Annotated in this window: 25 protein-coding genes; 6 read left to right on the top strand and 19 right to left on the bottom strand. The window is 63.9% G+C overall.

Annotated features, from left to right (window positions below; translation table 11 throughout):
* Nucleotides 1-68: 68 nt before the first annotated feature.
* Entirely contained in the window at nt 69-1,178 is a 1,110-nt protein-coding gene (ada, locus tag V5B44_RS22110) for a bifunctional DNA-binding transcriptional regulator/O6-methylguanine-DNA methyltransferase Ada (RefSeq protein WP_332361211.1), read from the bottom strand.
* A 269-nt stretch (nt 1,179-1,447) separates the two neighbouring features.
* Here ada and V5B44_RS22105 point away from each other — a divergent pair, with 269 nt between their 5' ends.
* Nucleotides 1,448-1,900, top strand: a complete 453-nt coding sequence (locus V5B44_RS22105; protein ID WP_332361210.1) for a YaiI/YqxD family protein — start codon at nt 1,448-1,450, stop codon at nt 1,898-1,900.
* Between the two features lie 30 nt (nt 1,901-1,930).
* Here V5B44_RS22105 and V5B44_RS22100 read toward each other — a convergent pair whose 3' ends face one another.
* The 15 genes from V5B44_RS22100 to V5B44_RS22030 all read right to left on the bottom strand — a co-directional run bounded on the left by V5B44_RS22100 (nt 1,931) and on the right by V5B44_RS22030 (nt 13,951).
* Complete coding sequence (locus V5B44_RS22100) at nt 1,931-3,307, bottom strand: ATP-binding protein (RefSeq protein ID WP_332361209.1); 1,377 nt, start codon at nt 3,305-3,307, stop codon at nt 1,931-1,933.
* Entirely contained in the window at nt 3,307-3,969 is a 663-nt protein-coding gene (locus V5B44_RS22095; RefSeq protein ID WP_332361208.1) for a response regulator, read from the bottom strand. Before V5B44_RS22095 ends, V5B44_RS22100 begins: the two co-directional genes overlap by 1 nt.
* A complete protein-coding gene (locus V5B44_RS22090; protein ID WP_332361207.1) occupies nt 3,970-4,626 on the bottom strand; it encodes a hypothetical protein in 657 nt (218 codons plus the stop codon).
* 23 nt (nt 4,627-4,649) lie between these two features.
* Nucleotides 4,650-5,435, bottom strand: a complete 786-nt coding sequence (locus tag V5B44_RS22085) for an SDR family oxidoreductase (RefSeq protein ID WP_332361206.1) — start codon at nt 5,433-5,435, stop codon at nt 4,650-4,652.
* Nucleotides 5,426-6,091 carry a TenA family transcriptional regulator gene (locus tag V5B44_RS22080; RefSeq protein WP_332361205.1) on the bottom strand — a complete coding sequence of 222 codons (666 nt, stop codon included), beginning with the start codon at nt 6,089-6,091 and terminating at the stop codon, nt 5,426-5,428. The genes V5B44_RS22085 and V5B44_RS22080 overlap by 10 nt, the downstream gene beginning before the upstream one ends.
* Nucleotides 6,078-7,610, bottom strand: coding sequence for an AMP-binding protein (locus tag V5B44_RS22075; protein ID WP_332361204.1), 1,533 nt, complete (start codon nt 7,608-7,610; stop codon nt 6,078-6,080). The genes V5B44_RS22080 and V5B44_RS22075 overlap by 14 nt, the downstream gene beginning before the upstream one ends.
* The gene (locus V5B44_RS22070; RefSeq protein WP_332361203.1) at nt 7,607-8,209 is read right to left on the bottom strand and encodes a thermostable hemolysin; all 603 of its coding nucleotides are present in this window, start codon (nt 8,207-8,209) and stop codon (nt 7,607-7,609) included. Before V5B44_RS22070 ends, V5B44_RS22075 begins: the two co-directional genes overlap by 4 nt.
* 121 nt (nt 8,210-8,330) lie before the next feature.
* Nucleotides 8,331-8,954: a Maf family protein gene (locus V5B44_RS22065; protein WP_332361202.1), complete on the bottom strand. Its 624-nt coding sequence runs from the start codon at nt 8,952-8,954 to the stop codon at nt 8,331-8,333.
* Nucleotides 8,954-9,424: a 23S rRNA (pseudouridine(1915)-N(3))-methyltransferase RlmH gene (gene rlmH, locus V5B44_RS22060; RefSeq protein WP_332361201.1), complete on the bottom strand. Its 471-nt coding sequence runs from the start codon at nt 9,422-9,424 to the stop codon at nt 8,954-8,956. Before rlmH ends, V5B44_RS22065 begins: the two co-directional genes overlap by 1 nt.
* Nucleotides 9,421-9,798 carry a ribosome silencing factor gene (rsfS, locus tag V5B44_RS22055; protein ID WP_332361200.1) on the bottom strand — a complete coding sequence of 126 codons (378 nt, stop codon included), beginning with the start codon at nt 9,796-9,798 and terminating at the stop codon, nt 9,421-9,423. The genes rlmH and rsfS overlap by 4 nt, the downstream gene beginning before the upstream one ends.
* A gap of 7 nt (nt 9,799-9,805) precedes the next feature.
* A complete protein-coding gene (gene nadD, locus V5B44_RS22050) occupies nt 9,806-10,480 on the bottom strand; it encodes a nicotinate-nucleotide adenylyltransferase (RefSeq protein WP_332361199.1) in 675 nt (224 codons plus the stop codon).
* Nucleotides 10,473-11,249 carry a BPSS1780 family membrane protein gene (locus tag V5B44_RS22045; RefSeq protein ID WP_332361198.1) on the bottom strand — a complete coding sequence of 259 codons (777 nt, stop codon included), beginning with the start codon at nt 11,247-11,249 and terminating at the stop codon, nt 10,473-10,475. The genes nadD and V5B44_RS22045 overlap by 8 nt, the downstream gene beginning before the upstream one ends.
* A 13-nt stretch (nt 11,250-11,262) precedes the next feature.
* A complete protein-coding gene (locus V5B44_RS22040) occupies nt 11,263-12,000 on the bottom strand; it encodes a BPSS1780 family membrane protein (protein ID WP_332361197.1) in 738 nt (245 codons plus the stop codon).
* A gap of 134 nt (nt 12,001-12,134) precedes the next feature.
* Nucleotides 12,135-13,418, bottom strand: a complete 1,284-nt coding sequence (locus V5B44_RS22035; protein WP_332361196.1) for a class I SAM-dependent methyltransferase — start codon at nt 13,416-13,418, stop codon at nt 12,135-12,137.
* 191 nt (nt 13,419-13,609) lie between these two features.
* Nucleotides 13,610-13,951 carry a DUF2782 domain-containing protein gene (locus V5B44_RS22030; RefSeq protein ID WP_332361195.1) on the bottom strand — a complete coding sequence of 114 codons (342 nt, stop codon included), beginning with the start codon at nt 13,949-13,951 and terminating at the stop codon, nt 13,610-13,612.
* Between the two features lie 234 nt (nt 13,952-14,185).
* Between V5B44_RS22030 and polA the strand changes: the two genes are divergently transcribed.
* The 3 genes from polA to V5B44_RS22015 all read left to right on the top strand — a co-directional run bounded on the left by polA (nt 14,186) and on the right by V5B44_RS22015 (nt 18,209).
* Nucleotides 14,186-16,948 carry a DNA polymerase I gene (gene polA / locus V5B44_RS22025; protein WP_332361194.1) on the top strand — a complete coding sequence of 921 codons (2,763 nt, stop codon included), beginning with the start codon at nt 14,186-14,188 and terminating at the stop codon, nt 16,946-16,948.
* Nucleotides 16,949-17,208: 260 nt separating this feature from the next.
* On the top strand, nt 17,209-17,616 hold the full coding sequence (locus V5B44_RS22020) for a DUF4332 domain-containing protein (protein ID WP_332361193.1): 408 nt from the start codon (nt 17,209-17,211) through the stop codon (nt 17,614-17,616).
* 29 nt (nt 17,617-17,645) lie between these two features.
* Nucleotides 17,646-18,209, top strand: a complete 564-nt coding sequence (locus V5B44_RS22015; protein ID WP_332361192.1) for a DUF2242 domain-containing protein — start codon at nt 17,646-17,648, stop codon at nt 18,207-18,209.
* Between the two features lie 212 nt (nt 18,210-18,421).
* Here the strand turns inward: V5B44_RS22015 and V5B44_RS22010 are convergent, their stop codons facing one another.
* Both V5B44_RS22010 and V5B44_RS22005 read right to left on the bottom strand, forming a co-directional pair.
* Nucleotides 18,422-19,210: a zinc-dependent peptidase gene (locus tag V5B44_RS22010; protein WP_332361191.1), complete on the bottom strand. Its 789-nt coding sequence runs from the start codon at nt 19,208-19,210 to the stop codon at nt 18,422-18,424.
* Nucleotides 19,207-20,112 (bottom strand): DMT family transporter, encoded by a 906-nt coding sequence (locus V5B44_RS22005; protein ID WP_332361190.1) that lies wholly within the window; start codon nt 20,110-20,112, stop codon nt 19,207-19,209. Before V5B44_RS22005 ends, V5B44_RS22010 begins: the two co-directional genes overlap by 4 nt.
* A 65-nt stretch (nt 20,113-20,177) precedes the next feature.
* Here V5B44_RS22005 and V5B44_RS22000 point away from each other — a divergent pair, with 65 nt between their 5' ends.
* Nucleotides 20,178-22,403: a RelA/SpoT family protein gene (locus tag V5B44_RS22000; RefSeq protein ID WP_332361323.1), complete on the top strand. Its 2,226-nt coding sequence runs from the start codon at nt 20,178-20,180 to the stop codon at nt 22,401-22,403.
* Between the two features lie 48 nt (nt 22,404-22,451).
* Here V5B44_RS22000 and ppk1 read toward each other — a convergent pair whose 3' ends face one another.
* Nucleotides 22,452-24,572: a polyphosphate kinase 1 gene (ppk1, locus tag V5B44_RS21995; protein ID WP_332361189.1), complete on the bottom strand. Its 2,121-nt coding sequence runs from the start codon at nt 24,570-24,572 to the stop codon at nt 22,452-22,454.
* A 212-nt stretch (nt 24,573-24,784) separates the two neighbouring features.
* Between ppk1 and V5B44_RS21990 the strand changes: the two genes are divergently transcribed.
* Nucleotides 24,785-25,040: Ppx/GppA phosphatase family protein (locus V5B44_RS21990; RefSeq protein WP_434735514.1), on the top strand; the 256-nt coding region annotated here is incomplete at its 3' end.

The raw sequence follows: 25,040 nt of genomic DNA, 5'->3' as shown, positions 1-25,040 counted from the left end.
ATTCTACCAAAGCGCGGTCAGGCCGGGCCGGATTGGCCAGCAGGCCAGAGCATGCGCGCTGCGGGCAGCTACGCTGCGCCGGCAGCCTGAGGCCCGGGCAGTTGCGGCGCCGCCTCGCGTTCGAGCAGGGCGCGCTTGCGCTCGACACCCCAGCGATAGCCGGACAGGCTGCCATCGTTGCGCACGACACGATGGCAGGGGATGGCCACTGCCAGGACGTTGGCGGCACAGGCGCCGGCAACCGCCCGCGCCGACCCGGTCGAACCAATGCGTCGCGCCAGCTCGCTATAGCTCACCGTCCCGCCCGGCGGGATTTCGCACAAAGCCTGCCACACCCGCTGCTGAAAAGCCGTGCCGCGGATATCCAGAGGCAGATCATGCCCTAGCCCGGGCGCTTCGACAAGACCGACCACGCGCGCGACGAGTTGCTCAAAGCCGGCATCGCCGCCGATCAGCTCGGCCGCGGGGAAGCGGTCCTGCAGATCATGCGCCAGCGTCTGCGGATCATCGCCGATCAGGATCGAGCAGATGCCGCGCCCGCTGTGCGCGACGAGGATCGAGCCCAGCGAGCACTCGCCCAGCGCGAAGCGGATGGTGCTGTCTGCTCCGCCGGCGCGATAGTCGGACGGTGTCATGCCAAGCAGCTGTCCGGCCTCCTCGTAGAAACGGCCGCTCGAATTGTAGCCGGCGCCATAGATCGCCTCGGTGACGGTCGGGCTGTGCTGCAGTTGATGACGGATTCGCTGCGCCCGTTGCGCCGCCGCGTAGGCCCGCGGCGTCAGGCCGGTCGTCGCCTTGAACAGGCGGTGCAGGTGATGGGCGCTGATGCCCGAACGTGCGGCGAGTTCGGCCAGCGTCGGTGCCTGCGCCGCCGTTTCGATGAATCGGCACAGCTCAGCGACGGTCGCCGCGTGCTTCTCGGTAAGCGATTGACCATCCGGGGTGCACCGCCGGCAAGGGCGAAAGCCTGCCGCTTCGGCCGCGGTCGCCGAGGCGTGGAAAGCCACCTGCTCAACCCCGGGCCGGCGGGATGGACAGGTCGGCCGGCAATAGATGCCGGTACTGGCGACCGAATAGACGAAACTGCCATCAGCCGCTGGATCACGGCCGATGACCGCGATCCAGCGCGGATCGGTCTGGGTTGCTGCAATACCTGCCTGCTTGTCAGCGCTTGCCATGTGCGGAATCCTCCTTCCCGTCGTTGCCGGACTGCTTGAGCGACTGTAATCCGATCGTCAGGTCGGCGCACTCCGGTGCTTGCTTTCAAACTGCGCCAGCGCTTGTTCCATGGTGGCGGCGGGCAACAGTGGCAAAGCAAAACGCGATGGCGGCCGTGCACCTCCGTTTCCCCGATGATCCGGCCGGCTCTCGCCAATGATGGCGGCAGGCGACGGCGAAAGAGGGAGAGGAGATGCTATTGTAGCGGCCCATCAGGAGAGCCCCTGCCATGAAGATCTGGGTCGACGCCGACGCCTGTCCGGCGGTCATCAAGGACATCCTCTACCGCGCGGCGAACCGCGCACAGGTCGAGCTGACGCTGATCGCCAATCAGATGCTGCGCACGCCGCCCTCGCCGTGGATCCGTGCGCTACAGGTGCCCTCGGGATTCGACGTTGCCGACCGCCGCATCGCGCAGGAAGCGGTCGCCGGCGACCTGGTGATCACCGCTGATGTGCCGCTCGCCGCACTGGTTGTGGCGAAGGGTGCCCGGGTGCTCGACCCCCGTGGCGACCTGCTCGACGCGAGCAACATCGAGGAGCGACTGAGCATGCGCAACTTCATGGAAGGCCTGCGCAGCAGCGGCGTGGACACGGGCGGCCCGGCAGCTTTTTCGGCTGCCGACCGGCAGGCTTTTGCCAATCGGCTCGACGGACTGCTGGCGACCAGAAGTCAAGGCTGAACGGCCCGAGCCCGGCTGCGCGCGCGATCGCTAGGCCACTGGCGATCGGCACCAGCGCAGCCGTGCCTCGAAACCACCCCCGCTGAGGTTCTCGACCTCGAAACGCGCTGCGTGCAGTTCCGCTATCCGCTGGGCAATGGCCAGCCCGAGGCCACTGCCTTCGGCGCTTGCCTCGCGACCGCGATAGAAGCGTTCGACGAGCCGCGGCAACTCCTCCGGCGCTACGCCCGGCCCATCGTCGGCGACGCCAAGCGACAATTCGCCATTCTGCCGGCGGGCGAAGACGGTGATCGTGCTATCGGAAGGCGTATACCGCAGGGCGTTGTCGATCAGATTGCGCAGCACGATCTCCAGCAGTTCGGCGTCGCCGCTGACGAGCAGCGGCAAGTCCCCGGCCTTGAGTCGGATGGTCCGGGTGTCGAGACCTCGATTCGTCTCGGCGATGACCCGTCGCGCCAGTTCGGCCAGGTCGATTTCGCCCGGATTCGGCAGGCTGGCCAGGGGGTCGAGGCGGGCCAGGCGCAGCAGTTGCTCAAGCACGCGGCTCGCGCGGTCGGCGCCGGCCAGGACCTGACTCAGCGCATGCTGGCGGTCGTTGCGATCGGCGGTGAGCTGAGCGACCTGCGCCTGTATCTTGACCACCGCCAGCGGCGTGCGCAATTCATGTGCCGCGTCAGCGGTAAAGCGGCGCTCGTTTTCCAGCGTGTCGCGCAGCCTGAAAAGCAGCCGATTGAGGGCTGCAACCAACGGTTGTGCTTCGAGCGGAGCGCTGCGGCTGGCCAGCGGCTTGAGGTTTTCCGGCGAGCGCGAAGCGACATCGGCGGCCAGGTCGTCAAGCGGCTTGAGTGCGCGCCGGACCGAGTAGTAGATCAGCAGCAACAGGACGGGCGAAATCAGCGCGATCGGGAAGACCGTCTGGCCGGCGACTTCCAGCGCCGCCCGGTCGCGCAGCTCGATCGCCTGTCCGACCTGCACCCGATAGTCCCCGGAGCTCGCTTCTAGATTGAGCATCCGCCAGGGTTGGCCGTCGTGCTCGATGATGCTGTAGCCGGGTGCCGCCGACAAAGGCGCGGCGGGTGCATGCTCCGAGCGCAGCAGAAGCGAGCCGTCGGCACGACCGATCTGGAACTCGAGCGGCGGTTCATAGAGATTGTCCTCGTTGCTGCGCACCGTTGCCAGGCGCGTCGCCAGGTCTGCGAGGTGATTCTCGTTGTCACGGACCAGTGCCAGGAGCAGTCTTGCCGACTGCGCCAGGTGTCCGTCCATCAATTCCTCGGCTTCGTGCTGTGCCTGCCAGTAACTCATCAAGCCGCTCAGCGCCAGGCCCAGGAGGGCGGCGATGCAGACGGTGCGCAGCAGCCGCCAGCGCAGCGACTGCAGGCGAGCGCATTGCAGCGAGTTCGGCATCAGCCGGCGTCACCCAGTTGGTAGCCCAGCCCGCGAACGGTGCGAATGAAATCGGCGCCGAGTTTCTTGCGCAAATGGTGGACGTACACCTCGACGGTGTTGCTGCCGGTTTCCTCGCCCCAGGCGTAGAGGCTCTCTTCGAGCTGGCTCCGTGTACGGATGTGGCTCTTGTGGCTGAGCAGGTCATGCAGCAGGGTGTACTCGCGCGCCGACAGGGTCACCGGCTGGCCGTCCAGGGTGACCCGCTTGCTTGCCGGCTCCAGCACTACGCCGGCATGCTCCAGCGTCGGTGTCGCGGCGCCGCCGGCACGACGAATCAGTGCCCGCAGCCGGGCCTGCAGTTCGGGTAGATCGAAGGGCTTGGTCAGGTAGTCGTCGGCCCCGGCGTCGAGCCCGGCAATCTTGTCGGCACTGCTGTCGCGCGCCGTGAGGATCAGCACCGGCAGCTGATTTCCACTTTGGCGCAGATCTTTCAGCACCGAGAGGCCGTCGCGCTTCGGCAAGCCAAGGTCGAGAACGCAGGCCTTATAACTATGATCAAGCAGCGCCAGGCGCGCGGCTTCGCCGTCACGCACCCAGTCGACCGCGTAGTCTGCGAGCTTCAGGCCGGCACGTATGCCGTCACCGAGCAAGGCGTCGTCTTCAACCAGCAGAATGCGCAATTACTTTGCTTCCTTCTTGAGTTTGGCCAGCAGCGCCTGAATTTCCTGACGACGACCACTGTCGGCGAGTTCGCGACCGGGACGTGGTGGCGCCTTGAGCGCCTTTTCGAGGTAAGGCAGCGCCTCGGCCGGGCGGCTGCGGTCGGCCAGATACTCGCCGTAAAAGAAGTTCGGGTCAATACCGTCCGGATTGATCGCCAGCGCCTTCCTGAAGTACTCCTCGGCACGTTCCTTGTCGCCGAAGCCGACCGGCCAGCCGGGGACCTTGGCATACAGCGTCGCCAGACTGGTATAAGCCGAGCCGTTGAGCGCCTTGTCGTTGAGCTTCAGGGCCTCGTCCAGACGCTGCCGTGCTTCCTTGGCCAGCGATAGCGCACCGAGGCCGCCCTTGGCGCCCGCTTCACTGGAGAGGACGATGCCCTCCCAGATCAGCGGCTCGGGCATCTTCGGGTTGCTGTCGACGATCTGGCGCGCCTGGACTGCGAGAGCGCGGTAGGCCTCGGCCTGCTGCTTTTCCGGCTGACGGTACTTGATTTCGGCCCATTGCTCCTGGATCGGCCGGATCAGATCGTCCGGTGTCGCGGCAACGGCCAGGTGGCTCAAGGCAAGGAGAGAAAGCAGCGCGAGCAATCGGGCTGGTTGAAAAGCAATATTCATCGGGTGAGTCCTTTCACTTTGGTTCAGGATGAGGGGCTGTGTTGTTTGATGATCGCCAGCTTGCTGGCCAGGCCGCGATCGATGAGCGATGGCGCAACCCCGTTGAGCCAGGCAAACAGGCGCTCCGGAAAACCGAAATGATGCTCGCCATCGCCGCGGCGCAAGGCGGCGACGACCTGCCGGGCAACATCCACCGGACTGTCGCTCTGGTTTTTCAGGGCACGGTTCAGGGCCTTGACCGCGTCGGTGTTCAGCGGCGTATCGATCGCGCGCGGGGCGATGTGAATCACGGCGACCAGCGAATCCGCCAGTTCGCGGCGCAAGGCCTGGGAAAAGCCTCGCAGTCCGGCCTTCGCCGCCGAGTAGGCGACGAAGCCGGGAAATGGCAAGCTGCCGAAGGTCGAACCGATGTTGACGATCGCTGCCTGCGGTTGCGCCTTGAGCCACGGCAGCAGGGCATGCGTCAGGTGGATTGGCGCTTCCAGGTTGGTCGCCAGGACGCGCTCGATCGCTGCCCACTCCTGATTCTCGAGCAGGCCGAAAGCGCTGACGCCAGCGTTGTTGATCAGCACGTTGACCCCGAACTCACGCGCGGCGCCAGCCAGGGCGGCGACTCCGGACGCGCGCTCGAGATCGGCGCAGATACTGGCAGCGCTTGGCCCCAGTGAGGTCGCCAGGGCATTCAGGCGCCCGCTGTCGCGCCCGGCGAGCAGCAGGGCGGCACCGCAGGCAGTCAGCTGGCAGGCGAGTTCCTGGCCGAGACCGCCACTGGCGCCGGTCAGCAGAATACGTGCATTCTTCAACTGCATGGCTGCTCCTCCGCACTCGGCAGGGTACGGAAGACGTCCGCATACAGCTGGTAGAAGACTTTTGCGCTACGCAGCACGTCGGCCTGGTCGGCCGGGGTCATGCGCTCGAGCAGGTCGGCGAGATGCCGGGTGTGCTGCTGGTCCAGCGTGCCGTGCGAGCGCAGGTAGGAAAAAGCAGAGTTCGGTAGCGCCAGCGCCTGCTGGATGCGGTCGGCGGCCTGCAAGGCCAGAGCCACGCTGGTGCCCTCGAGGACGAACACCATGCCGAAGAACGCGGCCGGATTGCGGCGGTTGAGGAGGTCGTAGGCATAAGCAACCATGACCTCGGCCGCGAGATCCGGTTGACTTGCGCGCACGGCATCGGCGTCACCGCCGGCGGCCGCGATGTCGTTGAGGATCCATTCCTCGTGGCCGATCTCCTCGTCGATATATTCGGCCACTGCGCGCCGCAGCCAGGACAGGCGTTCGGGCAGGCGGCCGCCGAGGGTCATCAGCAACGGCGTGGTGTGCCGCACATGGTGATAAGCCTGCCCGAGAAAGGCGAGATAGCTGGCCAGAGTGACGCGGCCCTGCAGGCAGTCGGCAACAACGGGCGCGGCAAACAACTGCGCGCGATCGGCTGCCGTGGCGGCCGTCAAGTGCTCATAAAACGACATTGCTTGCTTCCTCTTCTGAGTAGAGCGCAGCCAGTTCGGCGGCGTGGTGACGCGAGATAGCGGCCCGGATCGGCCGCCCATTGCCGGTCGCCAGGCCGTTCTGCGCGGTAAAGGGCGCCGCCGCATGCCAGCGGGCAATGCGGGCGTAGTCGGGCAGCGCATGGTTGCTGCGCTGGACCGCAGCGGCCAGCGCGCCGCTGTCGATACCGGGTGAAGCCACCAGCAGAGCACTGAGCCAGGGCCTGCCGTCGCCGAAGACCAGCGCCTGGGCGATTGCCGGCTCGGCCAGCAGGATCGACTCGACCCACTCCGGCGCGATGTTGCGGCCGTAGGAAGTGATCAGCAGGTTCTTGCGCCGACCCGAGAGATGCAGATGACCATCCGCGTCGACCCGGCCAAGGTCGCCGGTGGCAAACTCCCGCCTGGCCGCCGGGGCCGCTGACGGGACGACCGCTGCGTCGCCGACGTAGCCGAGAAAGGCGTGCGTGCCGACAACGATTTCGCCCTCGGCAATGCGCACGTTGACGTGATCGAGTGGCCGTCCGGCATCGTCGCCCTCGCCACCCTCGTCGCCCGGGCAGTTGAGGCTGACCACCGAACCACATTCGGTCAGGCCATAGCCCTGGTAGGCCGGCAGGCCCTGGGTGCGCGCCTGGTCCAGCAAGGCCGGTGAGACGCGGGCGCCGCCGACGGCGACATAGCACAGGCTGGCGGCTCCCTCTTGCCCGCTCGCAGCCAGAAAGAGAGCCCACAGCTTGAGCAGTTCCGGTACCAGGATCAGGCTGCTCGGCGCGGCAGTCGCCACCGCGCGCTGCAGTGCGGCTGGATCGAACCCTGACATGCCTTGCCAGCCCAGGGTCGGCAGATCCGGCACAAGGATCTCGGCGCCGCGCAGTAACGGCGCGTAGATGCCTGCGGTATTTTCGAGCAGTAACGACAGCGGCAGGACGGCCAGGTGCCGGTCGATGGGCAGAGCAGCCAGGCGCCTGGCGACAGCGCTGGCGGTTTCCATCAAACCAACGGCGCTCAGGCAGGCACCCTTGGGCGCACCGGTACTGCCCGAGGTAAAGGAGATCTTGGCCGTGCCCGGCGGCAAATCGACCGGCTCGGTCAAGCGCTGCAGCAGGAGCAGTCCGTTCCACTTGCCGACAACGGCAAACCCGCGGTTCAACCGGGCGATGCGCTCGGGCTGGTCGGTGAGAACGCTGTCGGCGCCGGTCTGCTCGACGGCGTGCGCGAGTTGCGCCTGGCTGAAAAAATCGGGCAGCGGTAGATGCACCGTGCCGGCGCGCAGGGCCGCCAGGTCGGCAATCACCCAGGCCGGACCATTGCCCGCCAGCACGGCGAGAACGCGTGTGCCGGCGATACGCGCGGCGAGATCATCGACTGCCGACAGCAGCTCGGCGGCTCGCCAGGTCTGCCGCGTGCCCTGCAGGACAATGGCGTCAGGCGAACGTCTGGCCAGCGCGGCAAACAGGCACTCGCTGCCGGCGTGCGCCGGTGAAGTCCCACCACTCATGACCGCCGACGGCTCCGTTCGAGGGCCATGCGGATGCGCCCGGCGACAACCACCGGTTGCGTATCGTAATAGCGGCCCCAGGTGCTGGCGGCCTCGCCAAGCCGGGCTGGGTCAGCCGGAGCGAGTGCCAGCAAGGGGAGACCGAGGCGGTTGAAAATGCTGATCAGCTCGCGGGTGGCGGTAAACACCACCCACTCATAGCCCAGGCGGTCGAGTTCTGCGGCCAGGGCCAACACCACCTGCACGGTGCCACCAGGTTTTTCGGCTGCCAGATGGCCCACTTCGACGATGCGTTCGCGGCGCACGCGCTGGTTTGCCAGTTGTGCCATGGCCTGTTCAATCGGCTGGTCAAGATAGCGTTCGAGAAAAAGCGCTTCGGCCTCGGCAGCGCGCCAGCCGGTTGCGGCAACGATCCGTTCGTGCTGCTCGAGGAGCAGCAGGTTGGGTGCGAAAGAGGTCACATCGGCATCATGGTGCCGCGCGAAAATCGTCCGTATGAACGATTCGGTTTCTTCGCGGCGCGGCGAACCAACGACCGTGTGAGTGGTGGTAATGTGGCTGGAGCGATTTTCGAACACGTCGCGTTTGGCAGTCTGCATGACCGAGGTCCAGTAAGTGAGTGCCGCCAGCTTATGGGCGAATCCTTAAAGACCTCTTAAGCGCAACCGGACAGCCCAGCTGGAACAGTGGCTGGTGGACAAGGCAATTGACGCGGAATCCCTACAGGAGGTAGCCGAAGCGCTTCAGCAGCTGGGCCGTCTCACACAGCGGCAGTCCCATCACCCCGCTGTAGCTGCCTGAAAGATGCTCGATGAACATGCCGGCACGCCCCTGAATGCCGTAGGCGCCGGCCTTGTCCATGGGTTCACCGCTGGCGACATAGCGGCCGATCTCGCCCTCATCGAGCGGGCGGAAACGCACCTCGCTGATCGACAGGGCCAGTTCCATGTGCACTTCGAAAGCGATCGCCACCGCCGTGAGGACTCGATGCGTCTCGCCGGAAAGACGCTGCAGGATCCGCCTGGCATCCTCGGCGTCACGCGGCTTGCCGATCAGTTCGCCAGCCAGTTCGATCGTCGTGTCGGCTGCCAGCACCGGTTGCGGCAACAGCCGTCGCCAGCTGACGATACGACAGCCATGCTCCGCCTTGCTGCGGGCGATACGCTCGACGTAGTCAACCGGGTCCTCGCCGGTCAGCGGTGTCTCGTCCAGAGCCCGATCGTCACGCGGTGAACTGCGCAGCAGCAAGGTATCAAAACCGACACCGATCTGGGCCAGCAGCTCACGCCGACGCGGGCTGCGCGATGCCAGGTGCAGGCGCGGGTGCTGCGTATCGACGGGCATCAGCCTTCCCGATGATAAGGATGCTTGCGGACGATGCTGATCGCCCGGTAGAGCTGTTCGCAGAGTATCAGTCGGGCCAGGGCATGCGGCAAGGTCAGGCTCGACAGACGGATGCATTCGCTGGCCTGCCCCTTCAAGGTCTCGTCGACGCCGTCGGCACCGCCGATGACAAAGGCGGTATCACCACCGACGCGCATCCAGCCTTCAAGACGCTCGGCCAGTTTCAGGGTCGGCAGATCGACGCCCCGCTCGTCGAGCACGACCATTCGCCCACAGCCCTGCATGGCGACCAACAGACGGGTTCTTTCGGCGGCCAGCAGTTGTTCACGGCTTTTCGAGCCGCGCGGTTCCGGCTTGACTTCGACCACCGACAAGGCCAGCTCGCGCGGCATGCGCTTGACGTACTCGGCGCAGCCCGCAGCCACCCAGGCAGGCGGCTTGTGACCGACAGCGAGGATGGCCAGCTTCATCCCTGGCCTGCGGACCCTACCTCGGCCATTGCCCGCCGCACCCGCAGCGGACCCTTGCCACCCCACAGTTCCTCCAGGTTGTAGTAGCTGCGTACCGCCGGCTGCATGACATGAACAATGATGTCGCCGAGGTCGACCAGAACCCACTCGCCTACCTCCTCGCCTTCGCAGGAGAGCACTCGACCGCCCGCTTCGCGTACCTTGTCCTGCACGTTGCGAGCCAGTGACTTTACCTGGCGATTCGAGTCGCCGCAGGCGATGACCATGCGGTCAAACAGCGAAGTCAGGCGGCTGGTGTTGATGACTTCGATATCACGGGCCTTGATGTCGTCAAGGGCGTCGACAACGAGCTTTTCCAGTTGGGGAAGTTTCATTGCTGGGTCAGTACTCCGGGTAAAGGTGCTGGTCTTGAATGTAAGCGATCACGGTGTCGGGCAGCAAGTAACGGACACTCCCTCCGCTGGCCAGCAGCCGTCGGATCTGCGTCGCCGAGATCGCCAGTTGGGTCATGGCAAAGGTGACGATGCGTCCCGACGGTGACTCGCTGAGTGTCGACGGGCTGGTGCACAAGCGCTCGCGGTAACAGGCGGCCAGGGCCGCAGGCAGTTGCGCCGCATCGATCGCAAAGCCGGGACGATGGGCCACGGCAAGGTGCGCCAGATCGAACAGCGAGTGCCATCGATACCAACCCGGCAGACCAGCGAAGGCGTCGGCACCGACCAGCAACACCAGCGGTCGCTGCGGCCCGCACTGATCGGCCTGGCGCAAGCGTTCGAGCGTGGTCACGGTGTAACTGGGCTGCGCGGCTTCCACTTCGGCGGCATCGACTGCGAAGCGATGATTTTCGGCAGTTGCCAGGCGCACCATTGCCAGGCGTTGCCCTGCAGTCACCTGCGGCACGCCGCGCAGTGCCGGCTGGCCTGCCGGAATCCAGCGTATGCCGGCAAGCCCGAGCCGGTCGGCCGCCTCTTCGGCGAGGCGCAGGTGACCATAATGAACCGGGTCGAAGGTGCCGCCAAAGACGCCCAGTGGCTGGTTGACCAGCCAATCAGGCATCTTCGTCCACAGCGACAAACACCTCGCGGTAACTGACGTAGAAGCTGGCAAACAGCGTCGGTGCGAGAACGAGAATGAGCAGCACCGTCATCAGCACCGTCAGAAGCGCCGCGCCGCTGGGTAGCATGGCCGCCAACACGCCAAGAATGAGTCCCGGCACCAGCGTCGCAACGACCAGGATGGCCACCGAGTAGACGAGAAAGGCTCGCCAGTTGCGCACGCAGGCGACGAAACTGAAGAACAGGGCCTTGGCAGGCGACAAGCCATGCCAGCTGGCAAGCACCGGCGCATACCAGTAAGCCATGACCAGCGGGCAGAGAAGAACCAGTGCGATCTGGGTGGCGAGCAGCAGGCTACCGTCACTCAGCGCTTCCTCGTCCGGCTTCTGACCGGCGAGCATCATCGCCATCAGGGCGCCGTCGTCGGCCAGTGATGAAATGGTGAGAATGCCCACTGTCGACGCCAGGTAGATCCCGCCCAGGGTGAGCAGCGAACGCAGGTTGCTTTTAAAACCAGAGAACAGCAGTTGCGGCGCGAGCGGGCTGCCGCGATCGATGTTGCGGCAGGCGTTCATCAGGCTGACCGAGAAGGCCGGGATACACAGCGTCGTGACGACCGTTCCGATCACGGGAATGATGTTCACCACGGCCATCAGCATCCAGTAGCTGATGACGAGAAAAGTCAGCATCAGGTGATTCTTGCGAAAAATCCGGAAGCCGTCGGTCAGCCAGCGCCATCCTTGCGCGGCGGGAAGAGTCAGTGCTTGCATGTTGTCTGGCCGCTCAGGCGGCGATGAAAATGTCACGATAGGAAGCATACACCGAGCCGGCAAGGACTGGTCCGAGAACCAGGAACCCGAGACCGGCCGGCAGCGCAGCGAAGAAGCACAACACCATGGCAATCAGCGCATAGACCAGAAACACGATGGCGTTCTTGAGGCAGGCGTTGAAGCTTGCCTTGAGCGCAGCGACCGGCTGCATCTTGTTGAACACGACCAGCGCCGGAGCGAACCAGACAGCCATCACGATCGGCACCGACAGCAACAACCAGAGCAGCGCGGCCAGCAGAATCCCGCCGAAGGCGATGCCGGCACCAACCGGGTTGCCGAGCAGCAGGCCGCCGGCGATGCCACCGCCAACAAACAGGAAAACCAGCAGGAACACCCCCAGCATGGCCAGCATGTAGAGCACGCCGAGCAAGACCAGAGCGCCGGTGTGCCGCCGAAAACCGGTGAACAGGTCGTTGATTTCAGGCGCTTCTTCGCGGGCCACCTTTTGGCATGCGCAGAGCATGCCGGCAGCCAGCAGCGGCGTCAGGAGATGGGAAGCCAGTGGGCCGATCCACGGCACGATCGCCAGGCCGACATGGATCACGATCACGAGCACCATGATCGCGATCCAGATACCCGGATTGACGACGAAAATCGCCCATCCCTGCCTGAACCAGTCGATGGCATTGCCCGGCTCGACTCTGCGGCTGGCGCCGTCGAAGGCAGGGGCGGGAATCGGGAAGTGCTCCATGACCATGCTCGTCCAGACCTGAAGGTAGCGGATGCTAGCCGCCCTCAACGGCTTAGGCAAGCAGTGCGGCGCTGCGCCCGCCATCCGGTTCCGCCGGGGAGTGACATCGCATGTCCCGGGATCACCGCTGGAACTCAGGCGCGGCGGCGCGTCAGCAGCATGCGCTCAATCGCGTTGAGAAACTCGTAAAGCGCCGCAAAATCTCCAAAGAGCGTGTCGTTGTTCGGTGGCGAGCGGCGGAATTTTTCCTCGGCGCGGACCAGGGAGAATACCTCCTCGAAGCTGCGTCGGCCGTCGATGTACTTCAGGATGAACTTGCCGAACCTGCCCGTATCAACCGGGACGGTGATACCTGTGTGGCTGTGCTGCATGATGAAGGGGGTGGCGGTATTGCGATGGATGATCGCCGACAATTCAGGTCCGGTAATGGGTTCGTGGCAAAAGAAAGGGATACACGCCGGGTCACCGTAGGGTGCGACGCGCGAGCCGCGGGTGAGAAAGAACGCATGCATGACCAGCGTGCCGCCGATCAGTTCGGCTATGGCTTGCTGTCGTCGCAGCGGCATTTGCCTGACCTTTGCCAGGAAGGGCGGCTGCCGCGGGGCCAGGATCAACTGCGGCAAGTACGGCGATCGACCGCGGCCGACGTCGGAGAACTGGATGTGAAAGCCGTGTTGGTCGTGTAGCCAGGCGTAGAGCTGCTCGACGGTGTATGAGCGATCCTGCGCATGTAGCAGCAGATCGTAGATGCCGGCGTCGCCATGCCGGTGATCGAAGAACAGTTGTTCGCCGCGCGCGAACCAGTTTGTCGGCGGCAGCGTCGCCAACAACTGATGTGCGTTCTCGAGGCGACCTGCCATGCTCTCCGTGTCCGCGTTGATCTGGCGCAGCAGTTCCTGCATCTGGTAAACACCGGTGCGGCCGTAGGTTGCATAGACCATCATCCCGATCGCGCCGTCGACTGCGAGAACTTGCTTCAGGGACCTCAAGCCGGCGTCAGGATCCTGCAGGTGATGCAGGACTCCCGAACAGTTGATGTAGTCGAACTGGCCAAGGTCGAGTTGCGGCAGGTCAAGCAGCGATTCCTGCACCCACTGGATGTTGTCCAAACCGCGAATTTCAGCCCGGCGACGCGCGATGGCAATGCTCGCCTCGCTCAGATCGAGATGGACGATCCTCGCGTTCGTGCCACGCAGCTGCTCGGCAAGATAGATCGTCGTGTCACCGGTACCTCCGCCCGCAACCAGGACACGAAAACGATCCTTGAAGTCCTGTTCCCCTGCGAAGCAATAATGGTTGATCATCGCCAGTGAATCGAGCCAGGTGGTAACCAGTCGTTGCCGTTCCTCGGCCGGCTCGCGGGGAGGATATGGCAGCGCTTCATACTGCTCGTGGACTTGCGGCAGGGAATTATTCATACAGAGGCATTTCGACCGGATCGCGGGAGCAAACGGCGCTGGCAGCTGAACACGCTGGCGGATGGTTTTTCCGCACCGGGTCGGCAATCGTCAGCACGTACTGGCGAGGCGTCGCGTTCAAGGGAACGTTCAGGTTTCAGGCGTCTTGCGTGCGACCTTCCAGCTTGCCCGGCGAGGAGCACGCCGGCCGGTCAGAACGTACCGATGACCCACATCGGGACGGCGACGTCGGGATTTCCCATGGTCTCCCGGCTGAAGTTTCCGTCACCTTTCCGGTCAACCAGGTAGTAGGGAACCCCATGTTCCGGCGTGACCTTGATCATGAAGAGGCGTCCGTTGATCCGGTGCTCCTCGACGGTGTTCCCCTCGCGCTTGATGATCGTCACCTCAGGTTCAAGGGCGGCATCAAAGGGAGCCATTTCCGGTGGCGGTGGCGGCACTGCCGGCAAGGGCTGCAACTCTCCCTTATTCTGGGCGAGAACCGGTGCAGCAGCGAAAGCCAATGTGGCCAGGAGAGCTTGAATCCGACGCATGAGAGAGTTTCCGGGTGATTGAACAATCGGCAGGAAGTTGATCGGTCCTGACAGGAATTGTAGTACAGATTGGCCAGCAGTCCGCACTCGAAGGGCTGATGGCGGCACGGTCGGCCGGGCGAACTCTGCCATAATGCCGACAACCCGCAGCATCCGAACTGCTCCGCGCGACTGGCCGGCAGCGTCTGGTCTGGCGGGGAAACCCTCCCTTCCCGTTGATTTTCTTGCGTACCCATGCCTACCTTGCTGCTGGTCGACGGATCGTCGTACCTCTATCGCGCCTTTCACGCCATGCCCGACCTGCGGACGACGCAGAACGAACCGACGGGGGCGATCCACGGCGTCCTGAACATGCTGCGCCGACTGGAAAGCGACTACCGCGCGTCGGGAATCGACTACAAGGGCTGCGTCTTCGATGCCAAGGGCAGGACTTTTCGTGATGACTGGTATCCGCAGTACAAGGCGAACCGTCCGCCGATGCCTGCAGACATGGTCCGTCAGATCGAACCCCTGCACGACGCCATCGCAGCGCTCGGTTGGCCGCTGCTGGTTGTCGACGGTGTCGAGGCCGACGACGTGATCGGTACGCTGACGACGCAGGCGACGGCGCAAGGCGTGCAGGTCGTGGTGTCGACGGGTGACAAGGATCTCGCGCAACTGGTGGGGCCGCAGGTCCGGCTGGTCAATACCATGAGCAACGAGGTACTCGACGAAGCGGGCGTGATCAGCAAGTTCGGCGTGCCGGCGGAGCGCATTGTTGACTATCTCGCGCTGATCGGCGACACCGTCGACAATGTGCCGGGAGTCGACAAGGTCGGCGCCAAAACGGCGGTGAAATGGCTGGCCGAGTACGGCTCGCTCGACGGCGTGATCGCCGCCGCCGCCGACATCGGCGGTGTCGTCGGGCAGAACCTGCGCCGCGCGTTGGACTTTCTGCCCCTGGCGCGCCGACTGGTGACGGTTCGCCGCGACCTTCGATTGCCGCTGGCGCTGGCCGACCTCACGCCACGCTCGGCCAATCGCGAACGACTGATCGAGATCTTTTCGCACTATGAGATGCGGACGTGGCTGAAGGAAGTCCAGGGCAATGGTGCAGGCGACGGCCGGGCGCCCGATGCTGCAGTGTCCGCAGACGGACTTTCGAGCCTGCCGGAGAGCCTGTCGTCAGACGGTGCCCACCGGGCGGCTTACGAAACGATCCTTGACCGGCAGACCTTCGAGCGCTGGCTGGAAAGGATCGAGCACTCGCCGCTGACGGCACTCGATACCGAGACCACCAGCCTGGATCCCTTTGCCGCACGCCTGGTCGGGATGTCCCTGGCGCTTGCGCCGGGGCAAGCGGCGTACCTGCCGCTTGCCCACCACTATCCCGATGCACCGACGCAGTTGCCGCTTGATGAAGTCCTGGCGCGACTGAAGCCCTGGCTGGAGTCCGACCGGCACGCGAAGATCGGGCAAAACCTGAAGTATGACCAGCATGTGCTGGCCAACCATGGCATTCGCCTGGCTGGGGTGCGGCACGATACGCTGCTGCAATCGTACATCCTCGAATCGGGCAAGGACGGCGTACGCGGACACGACCTGGGCCAGCTCGCGACACGCCATCTCGGCCTGGCGACGATCCCCTACGAGGCGCTGTGCGGCAAGGGAGCCAACCAGATTGGGTTCGACCAGGTGGCGGTCGACCGGGCCACCGAATACGCCGCCGAAGATGCCGATCTCTGCCTGCGCCTGCACGCGCGGCTTTATCCGCAGATCGAGTCCGATGCCGGTCTCTTGCGAGTGTATGAGACCATCGAACTACCGGTGCGCGACATCCTCTTCCGCATGGAACGTACCGGCGTGCTGATCGACTCGCACCTCCTCACGCAGCAGAGCCACGAAATCGGCAGGCGTCTGCTGGAGATCGAGGCACGGGCGCACGCTGCGGCGGGGCAGCCGTTCAACCTCAACTCGCCGAAGCAACTGGCGGAAATCCTGTTCGACAAGCTCGGCCTGCCGGTAAAGAAGAAGACGCCGTCGGGAACGCCGTCGACTGACGAGGAAGTCCTCTCCGAACTGGCGCTGGACTACCCGCTGCCCAAAATCCTGCTCGAATCGAGGCAGCTCGCCAAACTGAAGGGCACCTATACCGACAAACTACCGAAGATGGTCAACACGGCGACCGGGCGCGTGCACACCAGCTATGCGCAGGCGGTGGCGGTCACCGGGCGCCTGGCGTCGAGCGATCCAAATCTGCAGAACATCCCGGTGCGCACGGCGGAAGGCCGGCGGATTCGGGCCGCTTTCATCGCCCCGCCCGGCAGCCACATCGTCTCGGCGGACTATTCGCAGATCGAGCTGCGCATCATGGCGCACCTCTCGGAGGACGCCCGCCTGCTCGAAGCTTTCACCCAGGGCGAGGACGTTCATCGGGCAACGGCCGGCGAGATCTTCGGTGTCAACCCGGGCGACGTCGGACCCGATCAGCGGCGGGTCGCCAAGGTCATCAACTTCGGCCTGATTTACGGCATGAGCGCCTTTGGCCTCGCCCGCCAGCTCGATCTCGAGCGCGGCGCTGCGCAGGCCTATATCGAGCGCTATTTCGCCCGTTACCCCGGGGTGGCGCGCTACATGTCGAGCACGCGCGAAACGGCCCGGACACAGGGCTACGTCGAAACGGTTTTCGGCCGTCGCCTGTGGCTTCCCGAGATCCGCGCCAGCCAGGCCGCCCGGCGGCAGGGTGCCGAACGCGCGGCGATCAACGCACCGATGCAGGGTTCGGCGGCCGATCTGATCAAGTCGGCGATGATCGTCGTACAGGGCTGGCTCGACGCCGAGCGTCTCCAGACGCGCCTGCTGATGCAGGTGCATGATGAGCTGGTGCTGGAAGTGCCGGACGAGGAACTGGCGCGAGTGCGCGACGAGTTGCCTCGCTTGATGACCGAATTGGCCAGCCTGCGCGTACCGCTGGTGGTCGACGTCGGCGTCGGCTTGAACTGGGATGAGGCGCACTGAGCGCACCATCCCGGGGCGTGGCCATGCAACGAGCCCGCCGCAGGCTTCTGGCTGCAACCGCGACGGCAATGGGGGCGACCCGGGAACTGGTCGAAGGCCGGGGGCAGGCATCGTGGAAAAGCCAGCGGCAGGGCAAACCGGCATGTGGCATACTTTGTTCTTCTGTCATCCGGCAGAAAGACAGGAGTGGCTCCCTGAACACAACCCAGGGCGACCACGATCCCGTATGTCGAACCCGTACTGTCGAGGAGGAAGCCGCAATGACCGTCGCCATCAAGGAGCTGCAAGGGGCCACACCAGACCTCGTTGACCAACTCAAGGAAAAGGGGATCACGAACAACGAACAGCTGCTGGCCGCGGCCGCTGCCCCGGCACAGCGCAAGGAACTGGCCAGCGCCTGTGGCTGCGACGTCCGGGTCATCCTGGAACTCGCCAATCGCGCTGACCTCGCCCGGGTCAAGGGCGTCTCCGGCGTGTACTCGGACCTGCTCGAGAAGGCCGGCGTGGACACGGTCAAGGAACTGGCCACGCGCCGCGCTGACAACCTGCACGCCCGGATCCTCGACACCAACGACAAGGAGCAGGTTTGCAAGCAGCCCCCCGCTCTGTCGATGGTCGAGTCCTGGGTGGAGCAGGCCAAGGAACTGCCAAAGACGCTGAGCTACTGACCACTTCGCCCCGTCTTCCGGACTTTGCAATGTGCCTGCTGCCGCCCGCTCTTTGCCGGCTGATCGCCGGCCTGATGCTGCTCGGCCTGACCGGTCTGCTGGCGGCTTGCGCCAGCGGGCCCGGCAAGGTCGCGGTCTACCAGAACGAAGGCTTCGAGGCCAACGAGACCTTCTCGCGCCTGTTCGACGCCAGCGCTGAAGCAACCTGCGAAGCCGCCCGCCGTGCGCTGCTCAGTCAGGGCTACCTGTTGACCACGGACAGGCAGGATTCCATCAGCGCCAGCAAGCACTTCCAGCCCGAAGGCGAGGTGCACGTGCAGATCGCATTTCATGTCGTCTGCAGTGCGGACGGCGATCTCGGCAAACTGGCAACGGCGTACGTCAATGCCATCGAGGAACGTTACGCGCTGAAGAAGAATCCGAACTCCGCCAGTTTTGGTTTGGCCGCGTTCGGCTCGGTATCGATCCCGCTCTCGGCGAGCGAGGATTCTCTCGTCAAGGTGGCGAGCGAAACGGTTCCCGCCGGTCCTTTCTACGACCGCTTCTTCGCGCTGATGCAGCGGAACCTCGTACAGCAGGGGGGCGACCAATAAGTGTTGGACAACATGCTGCACGCCGTCTCATCGTCTTCGAGACAGAGGCTGAACTTCAGCTCCTCGGCCAAATGTCCACCATCTCCAGTCTGACCTGCTCCACATGCAGGAGGCAGACCTCCGCCCGGATTACCGCGAAGCGACATTCAAGGCGTCGCTTTTGAGCGCCGGGTTGGACAACGCCCCCTTTTTCGCAATCCAAATCTCCCGGACTACTGCACAACGCCCGGTGGGAGCAGCCGGGAAGCGGGATCCTGTCGGTAGAACCCGGCCAGGTTTTCGTAGAGCGCCGGATATTCGGCCTGCAGCACGTCCGGGGTCTCGAAAAACGCTTCGCTCATGACGGCGAAGAACTCGCCGGGATTCTCGGCAGCATAGGGATCGAACGTGGTTTCCTCGCCGCCGTCCTCAGCCTGGTCGACCAGCGTACAGAAATGGCGGTAGCTGGCGAGTAGCACCTGCTGCCAGTCGGTGTGCGAAATTCCCGCATGCAGCGGCGGGATGCCGTTCGCGTCGCCATTGAGCATGTCGAGCTTGTGCGCGAACTCATGAATGACCACGTTGTAGCCGGTGCCAGCCATTTGTGCGTCGCGCCAGGAAATCAGCAGGGGTCCGCCGTCCCAGGCCTCGCCCGAGGCCAGTTCCTGATATTCATGGACGACCCCGAATTCGTCTTCGACGCTGCGCGGGATGATGAACTCGTCGGCGTAGACGATCACTCCCACCCAGCCACGGTAGTATTCGAGGCCGAGGTTGAGAATCGGCAGGCAGCCCTGGGCGGCAATCGAGACGCAGATCGCGTCTGACAGTTCGAGCCCGCCGGCGGCGGTGAACTCCTTTTCGGCGAGGAAGTCTTCGGCCAGAGAGCGCAGCCGGACCTGCTCTTCGTCGCTGAGCGCGGCGAGAAACGGCAGCGCTGCAACAACCGCCTGCCACAGGGCCTCCGGCACGGGAGCCGGCTCCTGCCGGTTTCGCAACCAGTCGAACAGGTTGCCAATCATGGGGTCTTCGCCCTCGGCAACGAGGACGTGGTGAGGTAGATGCCGGCGAAAATCAGGCTGATGCCGGCGTAGTGGTAAGGCTGCGGAATCTCGGCGAGAAATATGGCCGAAAGGAGGGTTCCGAAGACCGGCATCAAGTGAATGAACAGGCTGGCCTTGCTGGCCCCGACTTCGCCGACGGCGCGGTTGTAGAAGACGTAGCCGAGAAAACCTGGAAAGACCCCGGTGTAGGCAATGGCGGCCAGCGAACCGGTCGACACCTGGATCGTCTGGCCCTGTGCGATTTCCCAGGCGTAGCCGGGAGCAAGCGCCAGGAGGCCGACAACCGTAAAGGCGGCGAGCAGCAGCATCGGGTGGACGCCGGGTGGTCGCCACTGCAGTCCGATCGTGTACAGAGCCCAGGTGAAAACGGCCGCGAGCATCCAGAGGTCGCCGACGTTGAGGCTCATTTGTGCCAGGGTGTTCAGGTCACCGCGACAGACGATGGACGTCACGCCGACGAAGGAGAGCAGAACACCGAACCACTCGACGCCCAGCAAGTGCTTCTTGAGGAAGATCCACGACAGCGTGATGGTGGCGATCGGGATGAACGAGTTCAGCAGGACGGCGTTGGTCGCCGGCGTGTACTGCAGCCCGATGTACGCCAGGGTGTTGTAGCCGCCAATGCCGAGCAGGCCGAGGACGGTCACGGCCAGCCAGTGCTGTCGGAGCAGTGGCCCCTGTGCGCGCAGATGCGGCAGGGCGAGCGGCAGTACCAAAGCGAGAGCGATTGTCCAGCGCCAGAAAGCGAGCGAAAACGGTGGGACCTGGTCACGGATGGCGCGGCCGATGACCATGTTGCCCGACCAGAACAGGGTTGTCAGCACGAGCAGCAGGTAGGGGTGTGGCAGGCGGGCGAACATCGACGGCAGCCGGGAAGGAAAGTGGCATTATGCCTGATGCGCCGTCGAGACCTTATAATGGGCCGATGGTCTCGGTCATTCATTCGGTCGCCGCGCAGGGCGACTTCGAACAATCCCTGCTGACGCTCGGTGAAGGTCTCTCGGTAGCCGAGATCGACCGCATCCGGCTGGCGGTGGACTTTGCCCGCTCGACCTATGGCGATCGCAGTCTGGGCAGTGGGGAGGATGTCTGGGGGCATGCGCTGGGCGTGGCGCTGATTGTCGCCGGGCTCAAGCTCGATGCCGATTCACGACTGGCGGCGCTGCTTTTCGCCGTGCCGACGCTGCTCGAGCATGGTCTGGCGCTGCTCGAGCGGGACTTCGGCGCCGGCGTCGCGCAGCTGGTCGACGGGATTTCCCGCCTGAACCGCCTGCGACCGATCACGCGCGGCTTTGTCGCGCATTCGGTCGACAGTAGCGAAAAGAATCCCCAGGAGATGAAGGCGCAGATCGAGGTGTTGCGCAAGATGCTGCTGGCCATGGTCGAGGACATTCGCGTCGTCCTGCTGCGTCTGGCCTCGCGCACCCAGACCCTGCGCTATTATGCGGCTGAACCCGACGAGCTGCGTGTCCCGGTGGCGCGCGAGACGCTGGCGCTGTATTCGCCGCTCGCCAACCGGCTCGGTGTCTGGGAGCTGAAGTGGGAACTCGAGGACCTCTCCTTCCGCTTTCTGCATCCCGCAATCTACAAGGAAATTGCCCAACAGCTTGACGAGAAGCGGACCGAGCGCGAGCAGTTCATCGCCGAAGCAATCGACCGCCTGCAGGCTGAACTGGTGACCGCGGGTGTCAGCAACGCCGAGGTCTACGGCCGACCAAAACACATCTACAGCATCTGGAACAAGATGCGCAAGAAGGATGTCGCGTTTTCCGAGGTTTACGACGTGCGCGCTCTGCGCGTCATCGTCAATGAAGTGAAAGACTGCTACACAGCGCTGGGCATCGTCCACCATATCTGGTCGCCGATTGCCAAGGAGTTTGACGATTACATAGCGCATCCGAAGGGCAATGACTACCGTTCGCTGCATACGGCCGTGCACTGCCCCGATGGGCGCTCGCTGGAGGTGCAGATCCGCACCCGGGAGATGCACAGCCATGCTGAGTTGGGGGTTGCCGCGCACTGGCGCTACAAGGAGGGCAGCGGCGCCACACCGGAAGATCGCTACGACGAGAAGATCGCCTGGTTGCGCCAGTTGCTGACCTGGCGGGACGAAGTCGCCGATTCATCTGACTGGGTCAGGCACTACAAGCAGGCAGCATTCGACGAGACAGTTTACATTCTGACGCCGCAGGGTCGGGTCGTCGATCTGCCGCGTGGTGCGACGCCGGTCGATTTCGCCTACCGCGTGCATACCGATTTGGGTCACCGCTGTCGTGGCGCCAAGGTGGACGGCGCGCTGGTGCCGCTAAATACCCAGCTGAGCACGGGCCAGCGCGTCGAAATCGTTCTTGCCAAGCACGGTGGGCCATCGCGTGACTGGCTCAATCCTTCGCTGGCTTATCTGTTTACACATCGTTCGCGGCTCAAGGTCCGGCAGTGGTTCGCCAGTCTGGCGCTGGAGGATACGCTCGCCGAAGGGCGCGCCGTGGTGGTCCGCGAATTGCAGCGGATGGGCCAGCCCAGCATCAACCTCGATGAGCTTGCCGCCCGCCTGGGCTTTACCCGCAGCGAGGACCTCTTCATTGCCGTTGCGCGAGCAAAGCTGAACCTGCGCCAGCTGCAGGGCGCGGTACGCGGTAACGAGCTGCCGGTCGACGATCAGGAGCTTGCCGAACTACCTGTGCGTCGGCAGCGGGACAGTGATGTCGCCGAGAAGGGCATTCTCATCGTTGGCGTCGACCGCTTGCTGACGCAACTCGCTGGTTGCTGCAAGCCGGCTCCGCCTGACCCGATCGTCGGTTTCGTCACGCGCGGCAAGGGTGTCTCCGTCCATCGCGCCGACTGCAGCAACTTTTCCAATATGCAGACAATGCATCCCGAGCGGGTCATCGAAACGACCTGGGGCAGCCGCACCGATGGCGTCTTTGCAGTCGATATCGTGATCGATGCCTATGACCGACAGGGTCTGCTGCGCGACGTGTCCGACATTCTTGCGCGCGAAAGGATCAACGTCATCGCTGTCAACACGCAGTCCAGGCAGGGCAACGCGCACATGAGCTTCACTGCCGAAGTCGGTAGCGTTCCACAACTCAATCGGACCCTGGCCTTGCTGCACGAAGTCCAGGGTGTAGTCAGTGCGCGCCGCGCCTGACGGCCTGATCCGCTGACGCAGACAGAGGGCGGTGCCCCCTGTCAATTCTCAGGCCTGCAGCAGTTCGATCAGCTCGGCCTGCGATGAATGCGGGCTGGTGCGCGACCCGCGCCGCTGGTGGTAGGTGCCATCCGGTCCGAGTTCCCAGGCCAGTGTGTTGTCGGTGAGATAGATCTGCAGACCTTCGGCGATAACACGCCGCTTCAACTTGCGGTCGAGCACCGGAAACGCGAGTTCGATGCGACGGAAGAAATTCCGTTCCATCCAGTCGGCGCTCGACAGATAGACCTTTTCCTCGCCGCCCGCGTAGAAGTAGAACACCCGGTGATGCTCGAGTTGCCGGCCAATGATCGAGCGGACGCTGATATTTTCGGACAGGCCCTTGACGCCGGCGCGCAAACCACAGACTCCGCGCACGATCAGGTCGATCTTTACCCCGGCCTGTGAAGCCTCGTAGAGGGTGGCAATGGTCTCCGGTTCAAGCAGCGAGTTCATCTTGGCGATGATTCTGGAACGTTTGCCGGCACGCGCGGCTTCAGCTTCGGCGCGAATCGCAGCGACGACGTTCGGTTGCAGGGTGAACGGTGCCTGCCACAGGTGTGTCAAGGCCTGCGCGCGACCAAGGCCGGTGAGTTGCTTGAAGACTTCGTTGGTATCGGCACCGATCTCTTCATTGCAGGTCAGCAGACCGAAGTCGGAGTACAGGCGAGCAGTCTTTGGATGGTAGTTGCCGGTGCCCAGGTGGACGTAGCGACGCAGGATACTGCTGCCGGCTTTCCCCTCCTCGCGGCGGACGATCATCAGCATCTTGGCATGGGTCTTGTAACCGACGACGCCGTAGACCACGTGCGCGCCGACTTCCTCAAGCTTGGTTGCCCAGCCGATATTGGCTTCCTCGTCAAAGCGGGCCATCAGCTCAACGACCACTGTGACTTCCTTGCCATTCTGTGCTGCGCGCAGCAGCGACTGCATCAAGACCGAGTCGGTGCCCGTGCGATAGACGGTCATCTTGATCGCCACCACCTGCGGGTCGTTTGCCGACTGTTCGAGCAGTTCGATCACCGGGTTGAAGCTCTGGTAGGGGTGATGCAGCAGGATGTCGCCGCCACGAATGCTGTCAAAGACGCTGTGACATTTCTGCAGGGCCTTCGGTATCCCCGGCGCAAAAGGTTGAAACTTCAGGTCGTTGCGCAGGACCCAGTCGGGTACCTGCATCAGACGAACCAGATTGACCGGCCCGGCAACGCGATAAAGGTCGGTCTCGGTGAGGTTGAACTGTCCGAGCAGGAACTGGGTCATTGCTTCCGAGCAGCTGTTGGCCACTTCCAGCCGGACGGCGTCACCGAAATGGCGCTGCGGCAACTCGCCCTGGATCTTGGCGCGCAGGTTCTTGACCTCTTCCTCGTCGACGAACAGGTCGCTGTTGCGCGTGACGCGGAACTGGTAGCAGCCGAGCACCTTCATGCCGGCGAAGAGTTCATGAACAAATTCGTGCAGGATCGAAGACAGGAAGACGAAGGCGTACTCACATTCGCCGAGTTCTCGCGGCAGCCGGATCACGCGCGGCAGCACGCGCGGCGCCTGCACGATGGCGGCACCGGAACTGCGGCCGAAAGCGTCGCGGCCTTCAAGTTCAACTGCGAAATTGAGGCTCTTGTTGAGTACACGCGGGAACGGGTGCGACGGGTCAAGTCCGATCGGCGTGATGACTGGCATCACTTCGCGGAAGAAGAAGTCCCGGATCCATTCGCGCTGCGCAACGTTCCAGTCCGCGCGCTTGAGGAAACGGATACCCTCAGCTGCGAGCTGCGGCAGTATCTCGTCGTTGAGCAGGGCATACTGCTCCTTGACGATCGCGTGGGTTTCGTCGCCCACCAGGCGGTAGACCTCACGAGCGGTCTTGCCGTCGGTGGTGATGGCAACCGAATTCAGCTTCAGTTGTTCCTTGATTCCGGCTTCCCGAATCTCGAAAAACTCGTCGAGATTGCTGCTCACGATGCACAGGAAGCGCAAGCGTTCGAGCAGCGGTGTGCGCGGATTCCTCGCCTGCCACAGCACTCGACGATTGAAGGCAAGCAGGCTCATCTCGCGATTCTGGAAGTATTCCGGCGGGAAGGCGGTTGGGGTCTGGAGGGAAGGGGTTTCGCTGGTCGTGGCGACGATATTCATGGGTTCGTTCCGTCAGAAGTGATGGATCGGGAAGGTGTATTCGGGAACGAGCATATTACAGCCATCGCTTGCCTGCTGGTCGATTCGCGCTTCTTTTTCTCGATGCGACGGCGCTGACCGGTCTGGCGCAGCGCAATGGATGCACTGGCCGGCAGTGTTAGAATGGCCAGCCTGGAAATTGTCTTTCGCCATACGATTGGGGAACAACAGCCATGAGTTACGAACTGATCGCTGGGGTCGATCTCGGTTCCAACAGTTTTCGCCTGCAAATTGGGCGCGTCGTGGGTAACCGCATTCACCCGCTTGATTCGCTCAAGGAAACGGTTCGGCTCGGCTCCGGTCTGACCCGTGAGAAGTTGCTGGATCACGCTTCGCAACAGCGCGCGATCAGCGCCTTGCGCCGTTTTGGCGAGCGGCTGCGTGGCTTCGAGCCGGAAACCGTGCGGGCAGTGACGACCGACGCGATGC

It is taken from the genome of Candidatus Accumulibacter necessarius (assembly GCF_036625085.1).
The sequence above is the reverse complement of the archived record's forward strand: the minus strand, read 5'-3'. Positions and strand labels throughout refer to the sequence as shown.